Genomic DNA, 23019 nt, shown 5'->3' with positions numbered 1-23019 from the left:
CGACCGGCGCGGGCCCTGGGCCCGCTAAGCCAGCGCCGTCTCGACCGCTGCAAGCGTGCGGCGCCGGATCCATCCGCTCGCGAGCCGGATCGCGAGCCAGTACGGCGTGAACAGCAGCCGCGTGCGGGCCGTCGGGCAATGCACGAAGGTTTCGGTGCGCAGCAGCTGCAGGCCGGACGGCCGCCCGATGACCTCGAAGCGGAGCACGAGCTTCGCGTCGCGCGCGTCGTCGTGCCGGATGAAGGCTGCTGCGTCGGCCACCGTGCGCACGCCGAGGTCCGGGCGCCAGAAGCGGCCGACGAGGCCGAGCGACAGCGACGTGTCGTCGCGATGCAGCAGCGTGAACGTGTGGAGGCCGAAGCGCGCGCGCTCGCGCCGGGCGGCGCCGTTGCGCAGCGTATCGGCGACGCTCGCCGGCAGTTCGCGTACCGTGAGCAGCGCATCGACGATCGGATCCGTGCGCATGTCGATCGTGGCGACCGCGTCGATGATGCGCGCCGGGGCGGCATCGATCGGCTTCGATTCGTGCACTTCGTGGAAGCCGAACGACGGAATGAACGGCGGCTTGCGCACCGAGGTCCTGCTGAATGATTCGGAGACGATGCCGAGTGCGTTCATGGCGGCTCCCGAGGGGAAAGCGAGATCGTAGCATCGGCGCGCCATGCGTGCGCCGCCTGCGTGCCCGCGCCGCAGGCCCGCGCACGGCCGGGCGGAGCCTGTCGCTCCCCGTGCGCCGCCGCGCCGCAAAAAAGCCTGGAAACATGCGTTTCCAGGCCTGGAGACCATCAACGACGATGGTGGAGGAGACGTTGCCGTCCCGATGCGCGCCGCCCTTTTCGCGGGCGACGTCGCGCAGGATCCGCGGTCAGATCGCCCAGCCGCCGAGATAGAACGTGACGAGCACGGCCGCGATGAGCACGGTGCCGACGTTGAGCTTGCGGAACTCGCCGCTGGCGACGCGGCCGATCACGAGCGTCGAGAAGCCGAGCATGATGCCGGTCACGATGTTCGCGGTCAGCACGATGAACACCGCGCACACGAGGCCCGACATCGCATCGACCATGTCGTCCATGTGCAGCTTGCTCACGCTGCCGAGCATCAGCAGGCCGACGTACATCAGCGCGGGGGCGGTTGCGTAAGACGGCACGAGGCCCGCGAGCGGCGAGAAGAACATCACGACCAGGAACAGCAGGCCGACCACCGCGGCCGCGAGGCCCGTCTTCGCGCCGGCGGCCACGCCGACGCTCGACTCGATGTAGGCCGCCGCCGGCGCGCCGCCGAGGAAGCCGGAGAAGATCGAGCTGATCGAATCGGCGGTCAGCGCACGGCCGCCGTTGATGATGCGGCCGTTCTCGTCGAGCTGGCCCGCCTGGCCCGCGACCGCGCGGATCGTGCCGGTCGCGTCGAACACGGCAGTCATCACGAGCGCCAGCACGCTCGGCAGCACGGCCATCGACAGCGCGCCCTTGAGGTCCATCGCGCCGATCAGCGAGGCGTGGCCCGGCGCGCTCAGCGACGGCAGCGCGAAGATGCCGCGGTATTTCACGGCCGGATCGAACACGAGGCCGATCAGCGAGATCGCGACCACGACGAGCAGGATGCCGCCCGGCACGCGCCGCTTCTCGAGCCCGAAGATCGCGGCGAGGCCGACGACCGACATGATGACCGGGAACGCGGTGATCTGGCCGAGCGACACCGGCAGGCCGGCGCCCGGGTTCTTGATCACGAGCCCGACGTCGTTCGATGCGATCAGCAGCAGGAACAGGCCGATGCCGATCCCGGTGCCGTGCGCGACGCCCGCGGGCAGGTTGCGCAGGATCCACGAACGCACGCCGGTGACCGAGATGCCCGTGAACACGAGGCCCATCAGGAACACGGCGCCGAGCGCGACGGTCGGATGCAGGCCCTTGCCGAGCACGAGGCCGAACGCGGTGAACGCGGTCAGCGAGATCGCGCAGCCGATCGCGATCGGCAGTTTCGCCCACAGGCCCATCAGCAGCGAGCCGAAGGCGGTGGTGAGGCAGACCGCGACGAATACCGCGCTCGTGTCGAAGCCGGCCTTGCCGAACATGCCGGGCACGACGAACACGGAATAGACCATCGCGAGGAAGGTGGTCACGCCCGCGACGATCTCGCGATGCTGCGTGCTGCCGCGCGACGAAATGTCGAAATACCGGTCGAGGACTCCCTTGGTGCCGAGGTCCGTTTCTTCCGCGCCGACGCCGACCGTCGGCTGCACCGGGGTATCACTCATGAGCTTGCTCCTTTATCAGCATGCTGAAACGGCCTGTAGCGGACCGTCGTCAGGGTGTCTCGTATCTGGTTGAAATAATCGGCAACGTCGCGGGGACGCACGACGCGTGATTCGTGTCGCCGTACGCGCGCCGAAGGGCGCGAGGGTGTCGCGTCGTATGACGCGTGGTGGGTCGATCCCGTCACGTGTGCTTTGCCGTAGCGAAGGTTAGGCGAACGGCCCATCACGTCCCATTGGGGGAAGAGCATGCAGCGCATGTCGCAGCGCTTATATCGGCGTGCAACGGGGCTTCGTCGTCGCGGAACGCGTGTATACGCCTAGTTCGAATCCGTTAAGGCGATTATTTGAATGCGGGGGCGGCGGGCAGGGCGGGGGCGGGTGATGCATTGAATCTTACTAATGTCTTTCGTCTTTCGTCGCGGCTGGCCAGGTGCGCGAAAACGCGCCGTGCGCAACCTGCAGCCGGATGATACCGGGGCCGCGCGCATGCTGCGCTCGGGTGCGTCGCTGCCGTCGCTGCCGTCGCTGCCGTTGTTGCCGTCGTTGCATCAGCCGCGCGCGAGATGCGCGAGATACGCGCAGAACATGTCGGCCATCGCGCTCGAGTACGCGTCGATTTCCGCCGTCGTTCGCTCGGTTTCCGAAAACGCCTTGCCGCCCGTGGTGAGCGTGGTCGTGATCAGTTCGCACGCCAGCGCGCGCGTGGCGTCCGGCACGTCGGGCAGCGCGTCGAGCATGAACGCGCTGAAGATCCGGTGGCCGGCCGCCTTCGCCTCCCGTGCCTCGGGCGCGTCGCGATAGAGCGGCGCGGCGTCGTCGAGCGCGATGCGCATCCGCGCTTCGTCGCATTCCGAGCGGATGAATGCATGGACGGCCGTGCGCAGCCGCTCGGGCGGCGTCTTGTGCGGATCTTCCAGCATCCCGCGCAGCAGGTCGGAAGTCTGCCGCCATTCGTCGTGCTGGAGCCGGAACAGCACGGCTGCCTTGTTCGGGAAGTACTGGTACAGCGAGCCGACACTCACGCCGGCGCGCTCGGCGACGCGCGCCATCGTGAAGCGCTGCGCGCCTTCGGTCGCCAAAACCTGAACAGCGGCTTGCAGCACGTCGTCGACGAGACGGGTCGAGCGGGCCTGCCGAGGCTGTTTGCGCGAGGCGATCGGGGCGTTGCGGCGGTCGGTCATGACGGGTCTGCCAATGCGAATAGTAAAACCTGAATAGTTCGTCATATTCTAGTCGGGCGTACTGACGCACTCAACCTGACACCGGAGATTTGCATGTCCACCTTGATTCACGACCCGCTGGCGTCGCTGCTCGCGCGCCTGTTCGACGAAGCCGATGCGTCGTCGCCCGCGTCCAGCCCGGACTTCGCCGACCTGTCGCACGACGAGCACGCGCGGCTGATGCGCAGCAGGACCGACTACGCCGATTTCTATGCACGCCTGAAGGACTATCCGCTCGCGGTGTCGCGCGAGACGGGCACGTTGCTGTACATGCTCGCGCGCGGCTGCGGTGCGCGCGCGATCGTCGAGTTCGGCACGTCGTTCGGCATCTCGACGCTGCACCTCGCGGCCGCGCTGCGCGACAACGGCGGCGGCCGGGTGATCACGAGCGAATTCGAAGCGTCGAAGGTGGCGCGGGCGCGTGAAAACCTCGCGGCCGGCGGGCTCGCCGATCTCGTGGAGATCCGCGAAGGCGATGCGCTGCGCACGCTGGCCGCCGATCTGCCCGACCCGGTCGACCTGCTGCTGCTCGACGGCGCGAAGGCGTTGTATCCGGACGTGCTCGCGCTGGTCGAGCGCCGGCTGCGGCCCGGCGCATTCGTCGTTGCCGACAATGCCGATTACAGCCCGGACTACCTCGCTTACGTGCGCGCGCCGGAAAACGGTTATCTGTCGGTTCCGTTCGGCGGCGATGTCGAGCTGTCGATGCGGATTCGCTGAGGCCGGTTCGGCGTGTCGCGGGCGGAACGATATCGCGTGAACATAGGATAACTGATCAAGCGGATGTGGCGACGGCGCCCTGGATTCGGGCAGCCGTCGCCACGCGCTACTTCAGGAACACGTAGCGCGCGAAATACGGAAAGCGGCCGACCGCATGTTCGGTCGAGCACGTGGTTTCCGGCGGCGTGCCGCCCGCGGTGTCGAGCCGCTGCACGAAGCGCACGCCGGCGAGCGTGCCGGTCGTGACCTTCGCGTCCTCCGTTGCGGCCGGTGTCGCCGCGAGCAGCAGTTGCGCAATGCTGCCGGGGCGTGCACTTGGCGCTTCCGCGACCTTCTTGCCGGTGATGCGGCTGCCGTCGATCGCTTCCCACGACGGCCCCGCGCCGTGCCGGACCACGAGCGTGCCGCCGGCGTCGAACAGCATCGCTTCCGGGTGCTGGAACACCCACGCGAGCTTGTGTCCGGCATCGTAGTCGCACGTGTAGACCTGTATGCCCGCCGCGGTCGTCGACAGCACGGGCGTGGCCGGCTGGGGCGGTGCAAGACCGGCGTCGTCGGCAGCGCGGGCGGATACCGCGCAAACGGCTAACGCAACGCAGGCCGCGACGGCCTGCAGCTCGGGGTGTTTCGGGGCGCGGCTTCGCATGGCGGGGCATCCTTTCCGGTCAGGTGACGGGCATACGTCGACGAATCCGTAAACGCTAGACGCCAATCGCATCGGTTGCAATGCGCAAATGGCAATCGCGGCGACAGTCGCCGCGATTGCCGGGGATGCGGTATCCGCGGCGGCGGGTTGCAGCGGCCGTGCGTACCCGATTCAAACCTCAAACCTCAAACCGCGCCAGCCGGCGTCGGCGAATGCCCGGCGATCAGGCGCTCGGCCTTCAACGCGTCCCACAGTGCCGCCGGGATCGGCGCCGCCGCGAGACGCAGGTTCTCGTCGATGCGATCGGGCCGGCTCGCGCCGGGAATCGCGGCCGCGACGGCCGGGTGCGCGAGCGCGAACTGCAGCGCCACCGCGCGCACGTCGACGCCGAACCGCTCGCAGAGCCGGCGGATCTGCGCGACGCGCTCGAGCATCGCCTGCGTCGCCGGCTGATACTCGAAATGCGTGCCGCCCGCGAGCACCCCCGAGTTGTACGGGCCGCCGACGATGATCCCGAGCCCGCGCGCGGCGCTCTCCGGCATCAGTCGTTCGAGCGCGCCCGCATGATCGAGCAGCGTATAGCGCCCGGCGAGCAGGAAGCCGTCCGGATCCGAACGTTCGAGCGCGAGTTCGCACGGCTCGACGCGGTTCACGCCGAGCCCCCAGCCCTGGATGACCCGCTCGTCGCGCAGCCGCGTCAGCGCCTTGGCCGCGCCCGACATCGCGACGTCGAACACGTCGCGCCACGCGTCGCCATGAAAATCGACGGCCGGATCGTGAATCCATACCGTGTCGAGCCGGTCGGTGCGCAGCCGCTTCAGGCTGGCCTCGATCGAACGCAGCGTGCCATCCTCCGTGTAGTCGTAGACGATCCTGTTCGGCAGGCCGTGGCGGAACAGGCCGCCCTTTTCGCCGAGATCGCGTTGCGACGCGTCCTCGTGCTCGTCGAGGACGAGCCGGCCGACCTTGGTGCCGAGCGAATACGCGTCGCGCGGGCGGCCCGCGAGCGCTTCGCCGAGGCGCAGCTCGGCCAGGCCGGCGCCATACAGCGGCGCGGCATCGAAGTAGCGGATACCGGCGTTCCAGGCCGCGTCGACCGTGGCGAGCGCTTCGTCGTTCGGGATGTCGCGGTACATGTTGCCCAGCGGCGCGGTGCCGAAACCCAGGCGGGAAGGGAGCGTGATTCTCATGGGCAGTCTCGGGGTGAGCAGGCCGCCGCTCAGGCCGCGGCCTGCGCGAGCGTCGGATAGTCGGTCAGGCCGTGCTCGCCGCCGCCGAGCAGCGTGTTGCGGTCGTGCGCCGCGAGCGGTGCGCCGGTGCGCAGGCGTGCGGGCAGGTCGGGGTTCGCGACGAACGGGCGGCCGAACGCGACGAGGTCGGCCCAGCCCGCCGCGATCGCTTCGCGTGCACGCTCGGCGGTGTACGCGCCGGCGTAGATCAGCACGCCGGGGTATGCGGCGCGCAGCCGTTGCTTGAATTCGACCGGCATCAGCGGCGCGTCGTCCCAGTCGGCTTCCGCGATGTGCAGGTATCCGACGCCGAGTTCGCCGAGCAGCGTCGCGGCGGCGAGGTAGGTCGTTTCCGGATCGGCGTCGACACAGCCGTTCAGCGTGGTCAGCGGCGCGAGGCGGATGCCGACGCGCGACGCGTCGCCCGTGCCTTCGATCAGCGCCTGCGCGACTTCGCGCAGGAAGCGCAGCCGGTTGTCGAGCGAGCCGCCGTACGCGTCGGTGCGCGTGTTCGCGTTCGAGTCGATGAACTGGTTCACGAGGTAGCCGTTCGCGCCGTGCAGCTCGACGCCGTCGAAGCCGGCCTCGATCGCGTGGCGGGCGGCGGCGCGGTATTGATCGACGATCTCGCGGATCTCGTCGACGGACAGCGCGCGCGGCTCGGACGCCTGCACGAAGCCCGGCGTGCTGCCGTCTTCGCCGGCGATGAACACGTTCACGCCCTTCGCCTGGAGCGGCGACGACGACACGGGTTGCCGGCCGCCGAGCAGGCTCGTGTGGCTCAGCCGGCCGACGTGCCAGAGCTGCGCGAAGATGCGGCCGTGCGCGGCGTGGACGGCGTCCGTCACCTTGCGCCAGCCGGCGACCTGCGACGGCGTGTGGATGCCGGGCGTCCATGCGTAGCCCTTGCCGAGCGGCGCGACGTAGGTGCCTTCGCTGACGATCAGGCCCGCGCTCGCGCGCTGCGCGTAATACGCGGCCATCAGTTCGTTGGCTTCGTCGCCGGGCTGGCTCGCGCGCGAACGCGTCATCGGCGGCATCACGATGCGGTTCGGCAGCGTCAGCGCGCCGAATTGCAGCGGTTGGAAAAGCGGGTCCTGGGTCATGGTGGTGTCCTGTCGGTGCCGCGCCGGCGGGCCGCGGCGGATCAAAGGGAGAAGGGCGGCGCGCTTAGTCCCACTTCGGCGCGAGGCCGGCCGGGTCGACTTCACGGCCGTTGCGCTCGAGCGCGGCGATCTGCGCCATGTCTTCGTCGCTCAGGCGCAGCGTCTGCGCGAGCAGGTTGCTTGCGAGGTTCTCGCGCTTCGTCGACGACGGAATCACCGAGTAGCCGAGCTGCAGCGCCCACGCGAGCGCGACTTGCGCCGGCGTCGCATGGTGACGTTGCGCGATCGCGCCGATGACCGGGTCGCCGAGCACCTTGCCGTACGCGAGCGTCATGTACGACGTCACGTGGATGCCTTCGCTGTTCAGGAACCCGGCCAGCTTGCGGTTCTGCAGGTACGGGCTCAGTTCGATCTGGTTCGTCGCGATCGCATCCTTGCCGACGGCCGCGATCGCTTCCTGCGTCAGTTCGATGTTGAAGTTCGAGATGCCGATCCGGCGCGTGAGGCCCTTCTCCTTCGCGTCGGCGAGCGCGGTCATGAACGCCTGGATCGACACGCCGTTGCCCGGGGCCGGCCAGTGGATCAGCGTCAGGTCGACGTCGTCGGTACGCAGCTTGCGCAGGCTTTCCTCGAGGCTCGCGACCAGTTTGTCGGGGGCGTAGTTGTCGACCCAGATCTTCGTCGTGAGGAACAGGTCTTCGCGGCGCACGCCCGACGCGGCGATCGCTTCGCCGACTTCGGCTTCGTTGCCGTAGATCTGCGCGGTGTCGATCGCGCGGTAGCCGGCTTCGAGGCCATTGCGGACCGAGTCGATGACGACCTGGCCTTGCAGGCGGAACGTACCGAGGCCGAATGCGGGAATGTTGCTCATGATGGCTCCTGGAGGGGGAACGATTGCGGTATGGAAGTCATTCTGGCGCTCGAGACTGATGAGATAAACGCCTTTAGCGGTCAAAAATATTTGATTTGAAGTCAAATATTGGCTGGTGATTCGCCCGTTTGACGGCGACCGCCGGCCCTATGCAACGCGGGCTTGCGGGTTCGCATGGAACACCGGCAACACGTCTGCTGCGATCTCGGACATCGTCTCGTCGAGCGGCCGGCGGTTGCGGCGCAAATGCAGGCCGATGTGCTGCACGCCCGCGTCGCGCATCGCCGCGAGTTCTTCCGTCAGCGCGATGCGCCCGGCGCGTGCGCCGAAGCGGTGCCGCTGCAGCGGTTCGTGCGGGTCTTCCGCGAGGTCGAGGTGGATGAAGCTCACGTACGGCTTGCTGCCGGCCACCGCGCGCCAGTTCGTGGCGCGCTGCAGGTGATCGGCCGGCGTGCCCGGATAGGCGAGGCAGCCGTCCATGTGTTCGCCGATCCATGCGGGCGTCTGCTGCGCGAGGCCCGCGACGAGCAGCGGCACCGGCGAACGGGCGGCGGGCAGGACTTCCAGGCCCGGCGGCAGGTGCCCGCGCGCGCCGTCGCGCAGCAGCGCGATCTGGTCGCGGAAATTCGCGCCGCGCGATGCGAAGTCGCGGCCGAACAGCGGATATTCGACCGGCCGGTCGCCGCTCGCGACGCCGAGCAGCAGGCGTGAGCGGCTCAGTTCCTGGATCGTCGCGGCCGATTTCAGCGTCAGCAGCGGTTCGCGCAGCGGCAGCACGACGGCCGCCGTGCCGAGCAGGATGTCGCGCGTGATGCCGGCGAGATAGCCGAGATACGAGAACGTCTCGAACACTTGCGCGGCATCGCCGAACGACGGGTCGTACACCGGCACGTCGCGCACCCAGAGCGCGCGGAAGCCGAGCGTGTCGGCCAGTTGCGCGAGCTCCGCGTGGATTTCCAGGTCGGGCACGCCGGGGCGGCGGCCGTCATGCTGGCGCTTCGCGTCGCCGGCCGGCGACCAGTCGTTGTCGAGCGGCAGTTCGATGCCGATGCTGAAGCCGCCGTCGGCGAGCTTGTCGAGTGAAGCGGACATGGTCGGGTATCTCCGTTCAGCGCGCGCGCAGGCTGCCTTCGAGCCGGTGGAAGTCGAGCGACGCCGCGGTGAAGAACGCGTGCGACGTGCCGGCGGCGAAATCGTCGATGTGCACGACGGTTGCGCGATCGGCTTCCTGCCACGCGATCGCGTAGGTTTCGCCGGCGACGTGCTGCCACGTGTACGCGACTTCGCCCTTCGCGCCGGCGTACGCGCCTTCGGTGATCTCGTAGCGCATGTGGAGGCCGTCCTCGTCATACGCGTTGAGGGCGGTGAGGCCGTCGTAACGGACTTCGAAAGTCTCGCCGGCGAACGGCGGACGTCGGGTCGATGCGTTCATGCTGATGCGCTCCTGCAGGAAAGTGACGATCAATGTGCGAGTTCGACGGGCTCGGCCGTGCGTTCGGGCAGGCCCTGGCCGCGGTCGAGGCGGCCGCTCAGCGCGGTCAGCGCGAACGCGCCGAGCGTGACGGCGGCGGCGATCCACGGCGTATGGCCGAGGCCGACGTTCGCGACGATCAGGCCGCCGAGCGACGAGCCGCCCGCGACGCCGAGGTTGAACGCGGCGATGTTGAAGCCCGCCGCGACGTCGGTGGCGTCCGGAGCGAAGTGGCGCGCCTGCTTGACGACGTACACCTGCAGGCCCGGCACGTTGCCGAACGCGACGGCGCCCCATGCGAGCATCGTCAGCACCGCGAGCCACTTCACGTGCACCGTGAAGGTCAGCGCGAGCAGCACGATCGCGAGCAGCAGGAAGATCCGCTTGAGCGCCTTGACCGGGCCGACGGCGTCGGCGAGCTTGCCGCCCCACACGTTGCCGAACGCGACCGACACGCCGTAGCCGACGAGCACGAGGCTGACCTGCGACGGCGTGAAGCCGGCGATCTGTTCGAGCAGCGGCGCCATGTAGGTGAACGCGATCAGCGAGCCGCCGTAGCCGACCGCCGTCATCGCGTAGACCAGCAGCAGGCGCGGCTCTCCGAGCACGCGGAACTGGCGGGCGAGCGGCGCGGGCGGTGTCCGCGGGAGGCCGCGCGGCACGAACGCCACCGCGCCGAGGAAGGCGACGAGGCCGAACAGCGCGACGACGAGGAACGTCGCGCGCCAGCCGAAGTGCTGGCCGATGAAGGTGCCGAGCGGAATGCCGGCGACGAATGCGACGGTCATGCCGCTGAACATCGTCGCGATCGCGCTGGCGGCCTTGTCCTTCGGCACGAGCGTCGTCGCGATGATCGAGCCGACCGAGAAGAACACGCCGTGCGCGAGGCCGGTGAGGACGCGCGCGACGATCAGCGATTCGTAGCTCGGCGCCTGCCAGGCCACGAGGTTGCCGACGGTGAACAGCGCCATCAGCGCGGCGAGCAGCGTCTTGCGCGGCACGCGGCCGGTGAGCGCGGTGAGGAGCGGCGCGCCGATGGCGACGCTCAGTGCGTAGAGGCTGACGAGCAGGCCGGCCGACGGCAGGCTGACGCCGAGATCCGCGCCGATCGTCGGGATCAGCCCGACGATCACGAATTCGGTCGTGCCGATGGCAAAGGCGCTGATGGTCAGCGCAAGCAGGGCGAGTGGCATGATGGGATCCTGGTTCCAGTAAGGATGGATCGCAGTGTGCCGACTTTACTTTTGCGGAAAAACGGGTCTATAAATCAAAATGTTTTGATTTCAAGTCAAGAATGCAGCGATGAAGATCACGCTCGACGAACTCCAGGCCTTTGCCGCCGTGGTCGACTCCGGTTCGATCACCGCTGCCGCGCAGCAGCTCGACCTCACCGTGTCGGCCACGAGCCGCACGCTCGCGCGGCTCGAGGAGAAGCTGAAGACCACGCTGCTGCGCCGGACCACGCGCCGGCTCGAACTGACCGAGGAAGGGCGCGCGTTCCTGCAGGATGCGCGCGCGATCATCGAGTCGGTCGAGAACGCCGAGGAGCAGATGCTCGCGCGGCGCGAGATGCCGTCGGGGCGGCTGCGCGTCGACGCCGCGACGCCGTTCATGCTGCACGTGATCGTGCCGCTCGTGCGCGGCTATCGCGAACGCTTCCCGAAAGTCGAGCTGGAGCTGAACAGCAACGAGGGGATCATCGACCTGCTCGAGCGGCGCACGGACGTCGCGATCCGCATCGGCCGGCTCAAGGATTCGACGCTGCACAGCCGGCGGATCGGCAACAGCCGGATGCGCATCCTCGCGAGCCCCGCGTACCTCGACGCGCACGGCCAGCCGCGCAAGGTCGAGGATCTCGCCAGGCACACGCTGCTCGGCTTCACGCAGCCCGAATCGCTGAACGTCTGGCCGATCCTCGGCGCGGACGGCGAGCCGTACCGCATCGAGCCCGGCATCTGGTCGTCGAGCGGCGAGACGCTGCGGCAGCTCGCGCTGGAGGGCGCGGGTGTCGTGTGCCTGTCCGATTTCATGACCGCGCAGGATCGCGACGCCGGGCGGCTCGTGCAGGTGCTCGCGCGGCAGACGCTCGACGTCGAACAGCCGATCAACGCGGTGTATTACCGGAACACCGCGATCTCGTCGCGGATCGCGTCGTTCGTCGATTACATGATCGAGGTGCTGGGCGGCGGCAGCGGTGCGCCGGCGCGGCGCAAGGCTGCGTGGATGGGGCCGCTGTGACGGCGGAAAGCGGGACGGGACGCGGGCGGGGCGCCTGCTCCCCGGTTCGACCCGGCGTGCCGCACGGCGCTTGCGCCGCGGGCACGCCGTCGTGCCGCGCTTACGCCTCTTCGGACCAGGACATGTTGTCGCGCGCGAGCAGCGCCGACGATGCCGCCGGCCCGAACGTGCCGGCCGTGTAGAGGCGCGGGCGGTCGCCGAGCTGCTTCCAGCCGTCGAGGATCGGCTCGACCCACGACCATGCGGCTTCGAGCTCGTCGCGGCGCATGAAGTGCGTGAGACGCCCGCGGATCACGTCGATCAGCAATCGCTCGTACGCTTCCGCGCGCCGTTCCGGAATCGCCTGCTGCAGGTCGAGGTTCAGGCTCACGGGCACCATCTTCATCCCGCTGCCCGGCTCCTTCGCAAGCATCTGCAGCTGGATCGACTCTTCCGGCTGGAGCTGGATCACGAGGCGGTTGCTGTAGTGGCGCGGGCCGCTCGGGATGATCGAGAACGGCATGTCCGCGAACTCGATCACGATTTCCGACTGGCGGCGCTGCAGCCGCTTGCCGGTGCGCAGGAAGAACGGCACGTTCGCCCAGCGCCAGTTGTTGAGGTGCGCGCGCAGCGCGACGAAGGTCTCCGCGTGGCTGTCCGCGGGCACGTTGTCTTCCTCGAGATAGCCCTTGACCGGCTGGCCGTCGACCGCGCCGGCCGTGTACTGGCCGCGCACTGTATCGCGCGCGACGTCCGACAGCGCCATCGGCCGCAGCGAGCGCAGCACCTTCAGCTTCTCGTCGCGCACCGCGTCCGGGTCGAGCGACACCGGCGGCTCCATCGCGACGATGCACAGCAGCTGCAGCAGGTGGTTCTGCACCATGTCGCGCAGCGCGCCGGTATGGTCGTAGAAGCCCGCGCGGCTGCCGACGCCGACCGTCTCCGCCACCGTGATCTGCACGCTGCGGATGCTCGGCGCCTGCCACAGCGGCCCGAAGATCGGGTTGCCGAAGCGCAGCACCATCAGGTTCTGCACGGTCTCCTTGCCGAGGTAATGGTCGATCCGGTAGATCTGCGATTCCTCGAAGTGCCTGCCGACCGCATTGTTGATCGCCTTCGCCGACGCGAGATCGTGGCCGAGCGGCTTTTCGAGGACGACGCGCGAGCGCGCATCGACGAGGTGCGCGGCCGACAGGTTGTCACAGATCGTCGTGAACAGCTCCGGCGACGTCGACAGGTAGAACACGCGGATCGCGTCGCCGCGCGCCGCTTCGGCGAGCCGCGCGTAGTCTTCCGGCGCGCTCACGTCGATCAGCACGTACTTGAACAGGTCGAGGAAGCGGGCCCATGCGCCGGCGTCGAATGCCTTCTCGTCGATGAACGGGCGCGACTGCTCGTCCATGAACTTGCGGTAGCCGTCGATGCCCCAGTCGCGCCGGCCGACCGCGATGATGCGCGTCTCCGGCGGCAGGTTGCAGTGCAGGTGCGCCATGTACAGCGCGGGCAACAGCTTGCGGGCGGCCAGGTCGCCGCCGCCGCCGAAGATGATCATGTCGACGGGCTGTTCGGCTTCGGTCTGGTTGGGCTGATTCGTCATGAGTGGTTCGCGGTCTGAAACGGGTGAGCGTGGAACGAACGTCGAAGCGCCGGCCGCCGGTGCGTTGGCGGGCCAGTACGTGGAAACGCTAATAGTGCACGGTTTTGATCGATTGCGGATGGGTTCCCCCGTATGTATCAGGGCTTGCATTGCCTACGTTGCGTCATTATGATTGAGTACTCGCTCATTAAAGGAATCGAACGTGGCCCGACCGCGCAGTCCCGACAAGCACGACGCCATCCTCGCCGCCGCCGCCCGCGCGCTCGCGGAGGACGGTGCGAGTGCGACCACCGCGCGCATCGCGCGGCTCGCCGGCGTCGCGGAGGGCACGGTGTTCACCTATTTCGAGACCAAGGATGCGTTGCTGAACGCGCTGTACCTGAGCCTGAAGGCCGGGATGCGCGACGCGATGATGACCGGGTTTCCTGAGCACGCGCCGGCCGAGCAGGCGATGCGGCATGCGTGGCGCGGCTATGTGTCGTGGGGCGTCGCGAATCCGGACGGGCGGCGCGCGCTGCGGCAGCTCGGCGTGAGCGGCCGCATCGACGACGCGCATCGCGCGGCCGGGGCCGAAGGGTTCGGCGCGGTGCATGTGCTGCTGCGGGAGCAGATCGCCGCGTCGGGTGGGCTGAAGGCCGACGATGCACAGGCGTTTCGCGCGGCGCTGTTCACGTCGATCGCGGAAACGGCGATGGAGTTGATCGCGCGCGATCCGGCGCAGGCCGATGCGTACCGGGAAGCCGGGTTTCGCGCGCTGTGGGCCGTGTTGCACGCGGTATGAGCGGCCGGCCGGCGTAGCGGAAAGTTGTAGACGTGATCGGAGGCGCGTCCGGTTCGGACGTCGCCGCGGCGATGGAAGGCGGTTTCAGGCAGGGCGACGCACGGTGAAAACGATCGTTTCGGCGCCCATATTAATGAGTGAGTAATCATTCATTTGGTGGTTTCAACTTTATCGAGGAGTGGAAAATGTCGAAGATCTGGTTGGTGACGGGGGCCGCACGCGGCCTGGGCCGCGCGATTTCGGAGGCCGTGCTGGCGGCGGGCGACATGCTGGTGGCCGGTGCGCGGGATCCCGCGCGGCTCGCGGATCTGCAGGAACGGTACGGCGACCGCCTGCTGCCGGTCGCGCTCGACGTGACCGACGAGGCGGCGGCCGTGCACGCGGTGGCGGCCGCCCGCGACGCGTTCGGCCGCATCGACGTGCTGGTGAACAACGCGGGCTACGGCCATACGGCGCCGTTCGAGCAGATGGGCGCCGACGACTTCCGCGACCAGATCGAAACGAACCTGTTCGGGGTGATCAACCTGACGCGCGCGGTGCTGCCGACGATGCGCGCGCAGCGCGCGGGTCATATCTTCCAGGTGTCGTCGGTCGGCGGGCGTACGTCGACGCCCGGCCTGTCCGCGTACCAGACCGCGAAATGGGCGGTCGGCGGATTCAGCGACGTGCTGTCGAAGGAAGTCGCGCCGTTCGGCGTGCGCGTCTGCACGCTCGAGCCGGGCGGGATGCGTACCGAATGGGCCGCGCAGGCGAAGCGCGACGTCGACGGCCTGCTGCCCGACTATCAGCCGTCGGTCGGGAAGATTCTCGAATTGCTCGGCGCGTATGGCGGCCACGAGGTCGGCGATCCCGCACGGATCGCGGCGCTGATCGTCGAGCTGTCGCGTCGCGACGACCTGCCGATGCGCCTGCTGCTCGGCGGCGATGCGCTGTTCGTGTGCGAGCAGGCCGAATCGCAGCGCGCGGACGAGGCGGCGCGGTGGCGCGATACGACACTGTCCACGATGTTCCCGGACGCGAAGCTGCCGGACGGGCTGCAGGCGTTGAAGGCGTGAAGTAAGCGCTGACCTTCACCTGCATCGCCGGCGATGCAGGTGAAGCGGCACACCGGTGCGCCGTGTGGTTGCGGGTAGCGGCAGGCAGCGCCCGTACGATCGACGGGCGCTGTTCTTGCCCTAGGCGGCTTGTTCCACGAGTGCCTGCAATGCCTGCCCGGCCTTCGCCATCGCCGCTTGAGCCGCATCGGCGCCCTGTGCGACGCCTTCCACGCGCAACTCGCTGATGTCGGTCAAGCCGATGAACCCGAGCAGATGCTTCAGATAGCCGGACTGATAGTCGAACGGCGCGTATGGACCTTCGGAGAAGATGCCGCCGCTGGCGGTGACCAGATAGACCTTCTTGCGTTCCAGCAATCCGGCGATGCCGCTTTCGCCATACTGGAACGTGACCTGCGGCCAGATCACACGATCGAACCATGCGCGCAACTGCGTGGACGGCCCGAAATTGGTCATCGCGGAACCGATCACGACGATGTCGGCGGCACGCAGTTCGTCGACCAGCGTTTGTGCAAGTGCGACGGCCCGGGCCTGTTCCGCGCTGCGCGCATCCGGCGCCAGCGTGCGGCCCCTGATGTACGCGTCGTCGATATGCGGCAGCGGATCGGCGGACAGATCGCGCAGGGTGACCGTGCCGGTAGTGTTGCGCTGCGCGAGCTGCCGCGCGAGGTCGTGCGCGAAGCGCGTGGACAGGCTGTCGATGCTGCGGGGGCTCGATGTAATCAGCAGGATGCGGCTCATGAGCGTTCCTTCCAGGATAAGATGAGAACCAGGTAACTTTTGATAACTTGGTTACCGAAAAGCATGTGGAATGCTAGGGTTCGCGCCCGTCCGCTACAAGAACGCACATGGTTGTGCCCCAGTCACATCGATGTAACCCGACACCATGCCCCGACCCAGCGACAACGACTGCCAGGCGACGCGCCAGATCCTCGACCGGATCGGCGACAAGTGGAGCCTTTACCTCATCGCGACGCTGAACGACGGCGCGCGGCGTTTCAACGAACTGAAACGTGAGATCGACGGGATTTCGCAGCGGATGCTGACGCTGACGTTGCGTGGGCTGGAGCGCGACGGGCTGGTCACGCGGACGGTGTTCCCGACGATTCCGCCGCGCGTCGACTACGCGCTCACGCCGCTCGGCGAAACGCTGCTGGAGCCCGTGATGGCGCTCGTTCTGTGGGCGGAGAAAAACAAGCAGCCGATCGCGCAAGCGCGCGAGCGTTTCGACGTCGCGGCCGCCGCGGCGCCGGAGCCGGGTGAGGGTGTCGTGTATCGGCGCCGGTAGGCTGCCACGTGTCGCCCGCGTGACCGCGCGGCGCTCAACGCCCCAGTGCGTAGAACTCCGCGTTCGGCCGCATGTTCGTCACGTTCGCGATCCGATTGGACATCCCGAAGAAGGCCGAGATCGCCGCGATGTCCCAGACGTCCTCTTCGGTGAAGCCGTGCGACTTCAGCGTGTCGAAATCCGCTTCGCCCACCTGGTGCGCGGTCTGCGAAACCTTCATCGCGAAGTCGAGCATCGCCTTCTGCCGGACGGTGATGTCGGCCTTGCGGTAGTTGGTCGCGACCTGGTCGGCGATCAGCGGATCCTTCGCGCGAATGCGCAGGATCGCGCCATGCGCGATGACGCAGTACTGACACTGGTTCACGGCGCTGGTGGCCACGACGATCATTTCCCGTTCGGCCTTGGTGAGGTTGCCGGGCTTGTCCATCAGCGCGTCGTGGTACGCCATGAACGCGCGAAACTCGTCCGGGCGATGCGCGAGCGTGAGGAATACGTTCGGGATGAAGCCCGATTTCTCCTGGACGGCCGCGATCCGTTCGCGAATGTCGTCGGGCAGGTCGTCGAGCGCCGGTACCGGAAAGCGGCTGACGGGCGCGTTGTCTGCAGCGGTCATGGAGTCTCCTGAATAAAGCGGCACGGGCGAACGCGATGCGCGAGCCGCCGGCCGGAAATGAAACGACGGGTTGCCGTTGCCGGCGTCATGCATTGACGTCCACGACGATGCGGCCGCGCACCCTGCCGCCGATCAGTTCCTCGGCAAGCGGGATGGCGTTGCCCAGGCCGACCTGGTGACTGATCGCGCCCAGCTTCCCGACGTCGAGATCGGATGCGAGCCGGCGCCATGCCTCCAGCCGCTCGGCGCGCGGGCACATCACGCTGTCGATGCCGACGAGCGTCACGCCGCGCAGGATGAACGGCGCGACGGTGGCGGGGAAGTCCATGCCGGCGGCCAGGCCGCAGGCCGTCACCACGCCACGATAGCGCGTGGTCGCACACACGTTGGCGAGGACGTGGCTGCCTGCGACGTCGACCGCGCCGGCCCAGCGTTCCTTGCCGAGCGGCTTGCCGGGCGCGCTGAATTGCGACCGGTCGAGGATCTCCGCCGCGCCGAGCTGCCGCAGGTAGTCGGCATCGGCCGGGCGGCCGGTCACGGCGACAACGCGATAGCCGAGCCGCGCGAGGAGGGCGGTGGCGACACTGCCGACGCCGCCTGCCGCGCCCGTCACCACGATCTCGCCGTCGTCCGGGCGCACGCCATGCCGTTCCAGTGCCATCACGCACAGCATCGCGGTATAGCCGGCCGTGCCGATGGCCATCGCCTGTTGCGGCGAAAACGCTGGCGGCAGCGGCACCAGCCAGTCGCCGTCGACGCGCGCCTTCTGGGCCAGGCCGCCCCAGTGCGTTTCGCCGACGCCCCAGCCGTTGAGGACGACGCGATCGCCGGTGCGGTAATCCGGATGCGTGCTGTGCTCGACTTCGCCGACGAGATCGATGCCCGGCACCATCGGAAACTGGCGGACCACCGGGCTCTTGCCGGTGATCGCCAGCCCGTCCTTGTAGTTCAACGTCGAATAGCCGACCCGGATCGTCACGTCGCCCGCGGGCAACTGCGCGTCGTCCAGCGTGTGCAGCCGCGCGTGCTGGCCGGTTTCGTCCTTGTCGATCACGATGCCCTGGAACATCCGTCCTCCTTTTTAGACCGATCGTCTAGTCAATGGCAAAAAAATTCAGCGGCGAGGCAATCCATTGAAGAAAAACCGCGCGAACAGCGCGAGCGGCACGTCGCTGCGTTCGAGCTTCGCGCGCAGCACGGCGCCTTCCCAGCCGATCCAGAAGAACGCGGCCAGCTCGGCCGGGTCTGCCGAATCCGCCAGCTCGCCGGCTTGCTGCGCGGCGGCCAGGCACTCGGCCAGCCGGCGTTGCCAGTCCTCGAACGTCGTGCGCAGACGCGCACGGAAACGCTCCGGGAGCGCGCCCATTTCCTGGCCGAGGTTGCCGATCAGGCAGCCGCGGCCGTATTCGTAACGCGCCATGCCGTCGCGCGCATCGTCGACGAACGCGCGCACGCGCTGCAGCGGCGAGCGCTCCGTCTGGCTGAAATGACGGTCCAGCTTGCGCGCGAAGAAGTCCGCGTAGCGATCGATCAGCTCGAGGCCGAACGCCTCCTTGCTGTCGAAGTAGTGATAGAACGAGCCCTTGGGCACGCCGGCGCGCCCGAGGATCTCGTCGAGCCCGGCGGCCGAAAAGCCCTTCTCGGTGAGCACTTCCAGCCCGGTGCGCAACAGCATGTCGCGCGTCGCGACGAGCGCTTCGTGCTGCTTCGGAGGCCTGCCGCGGCGGCGAGGCGGATCAGTTCGAACGTCCATGCGCGAATAATAGACCGTTCGTCTCAAAAATCAATGGCTCGCGTGTCGAGCGCGTCGGGTGAACGCGTGTCGACGACCTTTGCCCGTATTAACCCTGATTAAAAAACCTTATCACGGTGAAAAATTCCGCATCTTATTGAACCGATATCGGCTCGCTATAGTGGCTCGCTTTCCCGCACGCAACCGTTCGCGTGCGGCTGACACGCTGACGATCAGCAGGAGCCGCTTGATGACCACCGACGTCCGATTCACCGAAATCGAGGATCTGATGCCCGCCGCCGGCGGGCTGCGCGAGATCCGCCACCACATTCATCACCATCCGGAACTCGCGTACGAAGAGCACGACACGGCCGCGCTCGTCGCCGGGAAGCTCGAGCAATGGGGCTGGCAGGTGACGCGCGGGGTGGGCAAGACGGGGGTCGTCGGCACGCTGCGCGCGGGCGACGGCACGCGCAGCATCGGCATCCGCGCGGACATGGACGCGCTGCCGATCGTCGAGGCGACCGGCCTGCCGTATGCGAGCGGCACGCACGGCAAGATGCACGCATGCGGCCACGACGGCCACACGACGATGCTGCTCGGCGCCGCGCAGCATCTCGCGAAGACGCGCCGCTTCTCCGGCACCGTGCATCTGTATTTCCAGCCGGCCGAAGAGCACGGCGTCGACAGCGGCGCGAAGAAGATGATCGACGACGGTCTGTTCGAGCGCTTCCCGTGCGATGCGGTGTTCGGCATGCACAACCATCCGGGCGCGGCGCCCGGCGTGTTCCTCACGCGGCGCGGCCCGTTCATGTCGGCCGGCGACAAGGCGATCATCTCGATCGAGGGTGTCGGCGGCCACGCGGCGCGGCCGCACCTGACGGTCGACCCGGTGGTCGTCGCGGCGAGCATCGTGATGGCGCTGCAGACGATCGTCGCGCGCAACGTCGACCCGTCGCAGCCGGCGGTCGTCACGGTCGGCTCGATGCACGCGGGCACCGCGAACAACGTGATCCCGAACGGCGCGCGCCTCGAACTCAGCGTGCGCTCGTTCAGCCCCGACGTGCGCGCGCTGCTCAAGCGCCGCATCGTCGAGCTCGCCGAATCGCAGGCCGCGAGCTATGGCGCGACCGCGCACGTCGAGTACATCGAAGGCTATCCGGTCGTCGTCAATACGGATGCCGAAACGGATTTCGCCGCGCAGGTCGCGCGCGAGCTGGTCGGCGACGCGCACGTCGTCGAGCAGGCCGACCTGCTGATGGGCAGCGAGGATTTCGCGTTCATGCTGCAGCAGCGGCCCGGCTCGTTCGTGCGGCTCGGCAACGGCGACGGCGAGGACGGCTGCATGGTGCACAACCCGAAATACGACTTCAACGATCGCAACCTGCCGATCGGCGCGGCGTTCTGGTCGCGCCTCGTGGAGCGTTACCTGGGGCAGTGAGCACGGCGACGGGCGGCCGGCGCTTCCGGCCGCATTGAGAGGAGAGAAGAACGATGCAGAAAGACCATCTCGCGCTGCACCCCGCGTCGGCGGGGGCCGCCCAGACCGATACACACGGCGCACCGGCCGTCACGAAGCGCGGCGCGATCGCGGCGGCCGTGATCGGCAACTGGCTAGAGTTCTTCGATTTCACCGTGTACGGCTTTTTCGCGGTGCTGATCGGCAAGCTGTTCTTCCCGTCGAGCGACCCGACCACGTCGCTGCTGCTGTCGGTCGCAACGTTCGCCGCCGGCTTCTTCACGCGGCCGCTCGGCAGCGTCGTGCTCGGCGTGTACGCGGACCGCAAGGGCCGCAAGGCCGCGCTGAACCTGACGATCATGCTGATGGCGCTCGGCACCGGCCTCATCGCGATCGCGCCGACCTACGCGCAGGCCGGCGTGGCCGCGCCGCTGCTGGTCGTCTGCGCGCGGCTGATGCAGGGCTTCTCGCAGGGCGGCGAGTTCGGCGCGGCGACTTCCACGCTGATCGAGCAGGGCGGCACGTCGCGCCGCGCGTTTCGCGCGAGCTGGCAGCTCGCGACGCAGGGCGGTGCCGCGCTGATGGGCTCGGGCTTCGCGGCGCTGCTGTCGAACACGCTGACGAAGGATGCGCTCGAGGGCTGGGGCTGGCGCCTGCCGTTCTTCGTGGGCGTGCTGATCGCGCCGGTCGGCATGATTCTGCGCCGCCGGCTCGCGGACGATGCGCCCGGCGACAGCCATCACGGCATCGAACGCGGCGTGCTGCGCGAGCTGTTCTCGCGGCACACGCGCACGGTGCTGCTGTTGATGCTGACCGTGATGGGCGGCACGGTGTCGACCTACATCCTGACCTTCTACATGCCGACCTATGCGATCCATACGCTCGGGTTGCCGATGAAGCTGTCGATGTTCGTCGGCGTCGCGTCGGGCTGCGTGATGCTCGTGACGTGTCCGCTGTTCGGCTGGCTGTCGGACCGTCTCGGCAGTCGGCGCGTGCCGATCTTCGTCGGGCGCGGCGTGCTCGTCCTGCTGTTGTTCCCCGCGTTCTGGCTGATGAACCATCATCCGACGCTGTCGGTGATCCTGCCGCTGACCGCGCTGATGCTGCTGTTCTATTCGCTCGGGTCGGCGTCCGAAATGGCGCTGATGTGCGAATCGCTGCCGCGCCACGTGCGTGCGACGGGCATCTCGATCGCGTATGCGCTGGCGGTGACGATCTTCGGCGGGACCGCGCAGCTGATCGCGACCTGGCTCGTGAAGGCGACGGGCAGCAAGCTCGCGCCGGCCGGTTACGTGGCCGCGTGTGTGGTGCTGTCGCTGATCGCGGTCGCGATGCTGCGCGAGACGGCGCGCGAGTCGATGGACTGACGGGCGGTGCCGCGGGCGGTGATCCGTGCCCGGATTACCGCCCGCGCATGGTCCGCAGGTACGACGCGCGCATCGTCGCCAGTTCCCGCGCGGCCGGCGTCAACGGCACGGACGCGCGCTGCAGCGCGTCGATCGACGGCGCGATCGCGTCGATGCTGAAGGACGGCACGTACGACCGGATCGCGAAGCCGTACTTCGATTTCGACCCGTCCGGCGACTGAGCCGCGCGCTCCGTTTTCCCGCTTTTTTTCGAGACCATCGATGCAGATTCGCAACACGCCGCTCCTCTCGCCGTCGATCGGCACGCAGCGCACGCTGACGAGCTTCCATTTCGGGCCGGCCGACGCCGGCCGCAAGTTCTACCTGCAGGCCGCGCTGCATGCGGACGAGACGCCCGCGATGCTCGCCGCCGTCGTGCTCAAGCAGCGTCTCGCGCAGCTCGACGCGGACGGCCGGCTCGCGGCCGAGGTCGTGCTGGTGCCGGTCGCGAACCCGGTCGGGCTCAATCACCATCTGCTCGGGCAATTCATCGGCCGGTTCGATCTCGCGAGCGGACGCAACTTCAATCGCGGCTTCCTGCCGCTTGCGGACATCGCCGCGCGGGCGCGCGACCGGCTCGGCGCGGATCCCGAACGCAATCGCGCGATCGTGCGCGAATGTGTCGGCGCCGCGCTCGACGAGATCGCGCCGCGCACCGAATTCGACGCGTTGCAGCGGGCGCTGCTGAAGCTGTCGCATGACGCCGACGTCGTGATCGACCTGCATTGCTCGCTCGAGGCGGTGATGCACGTATACACGAGCGACACCGCGTGGCCGCAGGTCGAGCCGCTCGCGCGCTATCTCGGCGCCGAGGTGTCGCTGCTTGCCGAGGATTCCGGCGGTCATGCGTTCGACGACGCGCATCACCTGCTGTGGTCGCAGTTGCGGCAGCACCTGCCGGAACGCACGCCGATGGCGGCGGGCACGGTGGCGGTGACGGTCGAATGCCGCGGCCAGCGCGACGTGACCCATGAATACGCGGCGCGTGACGCCGCCGCGCTCGTCGCCTATCTGGTGTGGTGCGGCGCGGTGCGCGGCGAGCGCACGCCGCTGCCGCCGCTCGTCGCACCGGCCACGCCGCTCGCGGGCAGCGAGCAGTTCCACGCGCCGGTGACCGGGATCCTCGTGCACCGCGCGGCGATCGGCGCGACGATCCGCGCCGGCGACCCGCTGTTCGACATCGTCGATCCGCTGACCGACGCGATCACGACCGTGTCGAGCGGCACCGACGGCGTGTTCTACATGCGCCGCGCGATCCGCTTCGTGACGGCCGGCGCGCCGCTCGGCCGCGTGACGGGCACGGTGCCGGTGCGAAAGGGGATGCTGCTCGGCGCGTGAATGGCGGGCACGGTGT

The 23019-nt window shown here is 68.4% G+C and carries 24 protein-coding genes; 9 read left to right on the top strand and 15 right to left on the bottom strand.

Translation table 11 applies throughout. The features are described from left to right. Positions 1–24 precede the first annotated feature (24 nt). The 3 genes from DIE21_RS08205 to DIE21_RS08195 all read right to left on the bottom strand — a co-directional run bounded on the left by DIE21_RS08205 (position 25) and on the right by DIE21_RS08195 (position 3480). Positions 25–618: a hypothetical protein gene (locus tag DIE21_RS08205; RefSeq protein ID WP_124497224.1), complete on the bottom strand. Its 594-nt coding sequence runs from the start codon at positions 616–618 to the stop codon at positions 25–27. Between the two features lie 247 nt (positions 619–865). Continuing rightward, complete coding sequence (locus DIE21_RS08200; protein ID WP_124497223.1) at positions 866–2254, bottom strand: NCS2 family permease; 1389 nt, start codon at positions 2252–2254, stop codon at positions 866–868. 548 nt (positions 2255–2802) lie between these two features. After that, positions 2803–3480 carry a TetR family transcriptional regulator gene (locus DIE21_RS08195; RefSeq protein ID WP_124497222.1) on the bottom strand — a complete coding sequence of 226 codons (678 nt, stop codon included), beginning with the start codon at positions 3478–3480 and terminating at the stop codon, positions 2803–2805. 48 nt (positions 3481–3528) lie between these two features. Between DIE21_RS08195 and DIE21_RS08190 the strand changes: the two genes are divergently transcribed. Further along, positions 3529–4194 (top strand): O-methyltransferase, encoded by a 666-nt coding sequence (locus DIE21_RS08190; RefSeq protein ID WP_124497221.1) that lies wholly within the window; start codon positions 3529–3531, stop codon positions 4192–4194. 106 nt (positions 4195–4300) lie between these two features. On the opposite strand, the gene DIE21_RS08185 is transcribed toward DIE21_RS08190, so the two are convergent. The 7 genes from DIE21_RS08185 to DIE21_RS08155 form a co-directional block, all read right to left on the bottom strand. Further along, positions 4301–4840, bottom strand: a complete 540-nt coding sequence (locus DIE21_RS08185) for a DUF3455 domain-containing protein (RefSeq protein WP_124497220.1) — start codon at positions 4838–4840, stop codon at positions 4301–4303. 185 nt (positions 4841–5025) lie between these two features. Next, on the bottom strand, positions 5026–6030 hold the full coding sequence (locus tag DIE21_RS08180; protein ID WP_124497219.1) for an aldo/keto reductase: 1005 nt from the start codon (positions 6028–6030) through the stop codon (positions 5026–5028). A gap of 29 nt (positions 6031–6059) precedes the next feature. Next, on the bottom strand, positions 6060–7175 hold the full coding sequence (locus DIE21_RS08175; RefSeq protein WP_124497218.1) for an alkene reductase: 1116 nt from the start codon (positions 7173–7175) through the stop codon (positions 6060–6062). A 64-nt stretch (positions 7176–7239) separates the two neighbouring features. Continuing rightward, the gene (dkgB, locus tag DIE21_RS08170; RefSeq protein ID WP_124497217.1) at positions 7240–8046 is read right to left on the bottom strand and encodes a 2,5-didehydrogluconate reductase DkgB; all 807 of its coding nucleotides are present in this window, start codon (positions 8044–8046) and stop codon (positions 7240–7242) included. 147 nt (positions 8047–8193) lie between these two features. Beyond that, entirely contained in the window at positions 8194–9138 is a 945-nt protein-coding gene (locus tag DIE21_RS08165) for a TIGR03571 family LLM class oxidoreductase (protein ID WP_124497216.1), read from the bottom strand. Positions 9139–9154: 16 nt separating this feature from the next. After that, the gene (locus DIE21_RS08160) at positions 9155–9478 is read right to left on the bottom strand and encodes a MoaF-related domain-containing protein (protein WP_124497215.1); all 324 of its coding nucleotides are present in this window, start codon (positions 9476–9478) and stop codon (positions 9155–9157) included. Between the two features lie 29 nt (positions 9479–9507). After that, entirely contained in the window at positions 9508–10710 is a 1203-nt protein-coding gene (locus tag DIE21_RS08155; RefSeq protein WP_124497214.1) for an MFS transporter, read from the bottom strand. 109 nt (positions 10711–10819) lie between these two features. Between DIE21_RS08155 and DIE21_RS08150 the strand changes: the two genes are divergently transcribed. Beyond that, a complete protein-coding gene (locus DIE21_RS08150; protein WP_124497213.1) occupies positions 10820–11755 on the top strand; it encodes a LysR family transcriptional regulator in 936 nt (311 codons plus the stop codon). A gap of 100 nt (positions 11756–11855) precedes the next feature. Here DIE21_RS08150 and zwf read toward each other — a convergent pair whose 3' ends face one another. Next, positions 11856–13331, bottom strand: coding sequence for a glucose-6-phosphate dehydrogenase (gene zwf / locus DIE21_RS08145; RefSeq protein ID WP_124497212.1), 1476 nt, complete (start codon positions 13329–13331; stop codon positions 11856–11858). Positions 13332–13533: 202 nt separating this feature from the next. Here zwf and DIE21_RS08140 point away from each other — a divergent pair, with 202 nt between their 5' ends. Next, entirely contained in the window at positions 13534–14112 is a 579-nt protein-coding gene (locus DIE21_RS08140) for a TetR/AcrR family transcriptional regulator (RefSeq protein ID WP_124497211.1), read from the top strand. Positions 14113–14297: 185 nt separating this feature from the next. Continuing rightward, positions 14298–15167 (top strand): SDR family NAD(P)-dependent oxidoreductase, encoded by an 870-nt coding sequence (locus tag DIE21_RS08135; protein ID WP_124497210.1) that lies wholly within the window; start codon positions 14298–14300, stop codon positions 15165–15167. Between the two features lie 120 nt (positions 15168–15287). Here the strand turns inward: DIE21_RS08135 and DIE21_RS08130 are convergent, their stop codons facing one another. Continuing rightward, positions 15288–15908: an FMN-dependent NADH-azoreductase gene (locus DIE21_RS08130; protein ID WP_124497209.1), complete on the bottom strand. Its 621-nt coding sequence runs from the start codon at positions 15906–15908 to the stop codon at positions 15288–15290. 145 nt (positions 15909–16053) lie between these two features. Here DIE21_RS08130 and DIE21_RS08125 point away from each other — a divergent pair, with 145 nt between their 5' ends. Beyond that, entirely contained in the window at positions 16054–16455 is a 402-nt protein-coding gene (locus tag DIE21_RS08125; protein WP_221622365.1) for a helix-turn-helix domain-containing protein, read from the top strand. Between the two features lie 34 nt (positions 16456–16489). On the opposite strand, the gene DIE21_RS08120 is transcribed toward DIE21_RS08125, so the two are convergent. From DIE21_RS08120 to DIE21_RS08110, 3 genes are all read right to left on the bottom strand, one after another. Then, a complete protein-coding gene (locus DIE21_RS08120; RefSeq protein WP_124497208.1) occupies positions 16490–17068 on the bottom strand; it encodes a peroxidase-related enzyme in 579 nt (192 codons plus the stop codon). 85 nt (positions 17069–17153) lie between these two features. After that, positions 17154–18137: an MDR family oxidoreductase gene (locus DIE21_RS08115; protein ID WP_124497207.1), complete on the bottom strand. Its 984-nt coding sequence runs from the start codon at positions 18135–18137 to the stop codon at positions 17154–17156. A 45-nt stretch (positions 18138–18182) separates the two neighbouring features. Next, the gene (locus DIE21_RS08110; RefSeq protein ID WP_124497206.1) at positions 18183–18821 is read right to left on the bottom strand and encodes a TetR/AcrR family transcriptional regulator; all 639 of its coding nucleotides are present in this window, start codon (positions 18819–18821) and stop codon (positions 18183–18185) included. Between the two features lie 229 nt (positions 18822–19050). Between DIE21_RS08110 and DIE21_RS08105 the strand changes: the two genes are divergently transcribed. The 4 genes from DIE21_RS08105 to DIE21_RS08090 are packed head-to-tail and all read left to right on the top strand — an operon-like array spanning position 19051 to position 23003. Beyond that, positions 19051–20241, top strand: a complete 1191-nt coding sequence (locus DIE21_RS08105) for a M20 aminoacylase family protein (protein WP_124497205.1) — start codon at positions 19051–19053, stop codon at positions 20239–20241. Between the two features lie 53 nt (positions 20242–20294). Next, on the top strand, positions 20295–21626 hold the full coding sequence (locus DIE21_RS08100; RefSeq protein WP_124497204.1) for an MFS transporter: 1332 nt from the start codon (positions 20295–20297) through the stop codon (positions 21624–21626). Positions 21627–21673: 47 nt separating this feature from the next. Then, positions 21674–21847, top strand: a complete 174-nt coding sequence (locus DIE21_RS37680) for a hypothetical protein (protein ID WP_260432356.1) — start codon at positions 21674–21676, stop codon at positions 21845–21847. 40 nt (positions 21848–21887) lie between these two features. Continuing rightward, positions 21888–23003, top strand: coding sequence for a succinylglutamate desuccinylase/aspartoacylase family protein (locus tag DIE21_RS08090; RefSeq protein WP_124497203.1), 1116 nt, complete (start codon positions 21888–21890; stop codon positions 23001–23003). The last annotated feature ends 16 nt before the right edge of the window (positions 23004–23019 follow it).

Source organism: Burkholderia sp. Bp9140 (genome assembly GCF_003853425.1).
GTDB lineage: Bacteria > Pseudomonadota > Gammaproteobacteria > Burkholderiales > Burkholderiaceae > Burkholderia.
The sequence above is the reverse complement of the archived record's forward strand: the minus strand, read 5'-3'. Positions and strand labels throughout refer to the sequence as shown.

Excerpts from the sequence above, each read along its gene's own strand:
- DIE21_RS08205 (WP_124497224.1), bottom strand. The coding sequence starts at position 618 with ATGAACGCACTCGGCATCGTCTCCGAATCATTCAGCAGGACCTCGGTG.
- DIE21_RS08200 (WP_124497223.1), bottom strand. The coding sequence starts at position 2,254 with ATGAGTGATACCCCGGTGCAGCCGACGGTCGGCGTCGGCGCGGAAGAA.
- DIE21_RS08195 (WP_124497222.1), bottom strand. The coding sequence starts at position 3,480 with ATGACGAACTATTCAGGTTTTACTATTCGCATTGGCAGACCCGTCATG.
- DIE21_RS08190 (WP_124497221.1), top strand. The coding sequence starts at position 3,529 with ATGTCCACCTTGATTCACGACCCGCTGGCGTCGCTGCTCGCGCGCCTG.
- DIE21_RS08185 (WP_124497220.1), bottom strand. The coding sequence starts at position 4,840 with ATGCGAAGCCGCGCCCCGAAACACCCCGAGCTGCAGGCCGTCGCGGCC.
- DIE21_RS08180 (WP_124497219.1), bottom strand. The coding sequence starts at position 6,030 with ATGAGAATCACGCTCCCTTCCCGCCTGGGTTTCGGCACCGCGCCGCTG.
- DIE21_RS08175 (WP_124497218.1), bottom strand. The coding sequence starts at position 7,175 with ATGACCCAGGACCCGCTTTTCCAACCGCTGCAATTCGGCGCGCTGACG.
- dkgB (WP_124497217.1), bottom strand. The coding sequence starts at position 8,046 with ATGAGCAACATTCCCGCATTCGGCCTCGGTACGTTCCGCCTGCAAGGC.
- DIE21_RS08165 (WP_124497216.1), bottom strand. The coding sequence starts at position 9,138 with ATGTCCGCTTCACTCGACAAGCTCGCCGACGGCGGCTTCAGCATCGGC.
- DIE21_RS08160 (WP_124497215.1), bottom strand. The coding sequence starts at position 9,478 with ATGAACGCATCGACCCGACGTCCGCCGTTCGCCGGCGAGACTTTCGAA.
- DIE21_RS08155 (WP_124497214.1), bottom strand. The coding sequence starts at position 10,710 with ATGCCACTCGCCCTGCTTGCGCTGACCATCAGCGCCTTTGCCATCGGC.
- DIE21_RS08150 (WP_124497213.1), top strand. The coding sequence starts at position 10,820 with ATGAAGATCACGCTCGACGAACTCCAGGCCTTTGCCGCCGTGGTCGAC.
- zwf (WP_124497212.1), bottom strand. The coding sequence starts at position 13,331 with ATGACGAATCAGCCCAACCAGACCGAAGCCGAACAGCCCGTCGACATG.
- DIE21_RS08135 (WP_124497210.1), top strand. The coding sequence starts at position 14,298 with ATGTCGAAGATCTGGTTGGTGACGGGGGCCGCACGCGGCCTGGGCCGC.
- DIE21_RS08130 (WP_124497209.1), bottom strand. The coding sequence starts at position 15,908 with ATGAGCCGCATCCTGCTGATTACATCGAGCCCCCGCAGCATCGACAGC.
- DIE21_RS08125 (WP_221622365.1), top strand. The coding sequence starts at position 16,054 with ATGCCCCGACCCAGCGACAACGACTGCCAGGCGACGCGCCAGATCCTC.
- DIE21_RS08120 (WP_124497208.1), bottom strand. The coding sequence starts at position 17,068 with ATGACCGCTGCAGACAACGCGCCCGTCAGCCGCTTTCCGGTACCGGCG.
- DIE21_RS08115 (WP_124497207.1), bottom strand. The coding sequence starts at position 18,137 with ATGTTCCAGGGCATCGTGATCGACAAGGACGAAACCGGCCAGCACGCG.
- DIE21_RS08110 (WP_124497206.1), bottom strand. The coding sequence starts at position 18,821 with ATGGACGTTCGAACTGATCCGCCTCGCCGCCGCGGCAGGCCTCCGAAG.
- DIE21_RS08105 (WP_124497205.1), top strand. The coding sequence starts at position 19,051 with ATGACCACCGACGTCCGATTCACCGAAATCGAGGATCTGATGCCCGCC.
- DIE21_RS08100 (WP_124497204.1), top strand. The coding sequence starts at position 20,295 with ATGCAGAAAGACCATCTCGCGCTGCACCCCGCGTCGGCGGGGGCCGCC.
- DIE21_RS37680 (WP_260432356.1), top strand. The coding sequence starts at position 21,674 with ATGGTCCGCAGGTACGACGCGCGCATCGTCGCCAGTTCCCGCGCGGCC.
- DIE21_RS08090 (WP_124497203.1), top strand. The coding sequence starts at position 21,888 with ATGCAGATTCGCAACACGCCGCTCCTCTCGCCGTCGATCGGCACGCAG.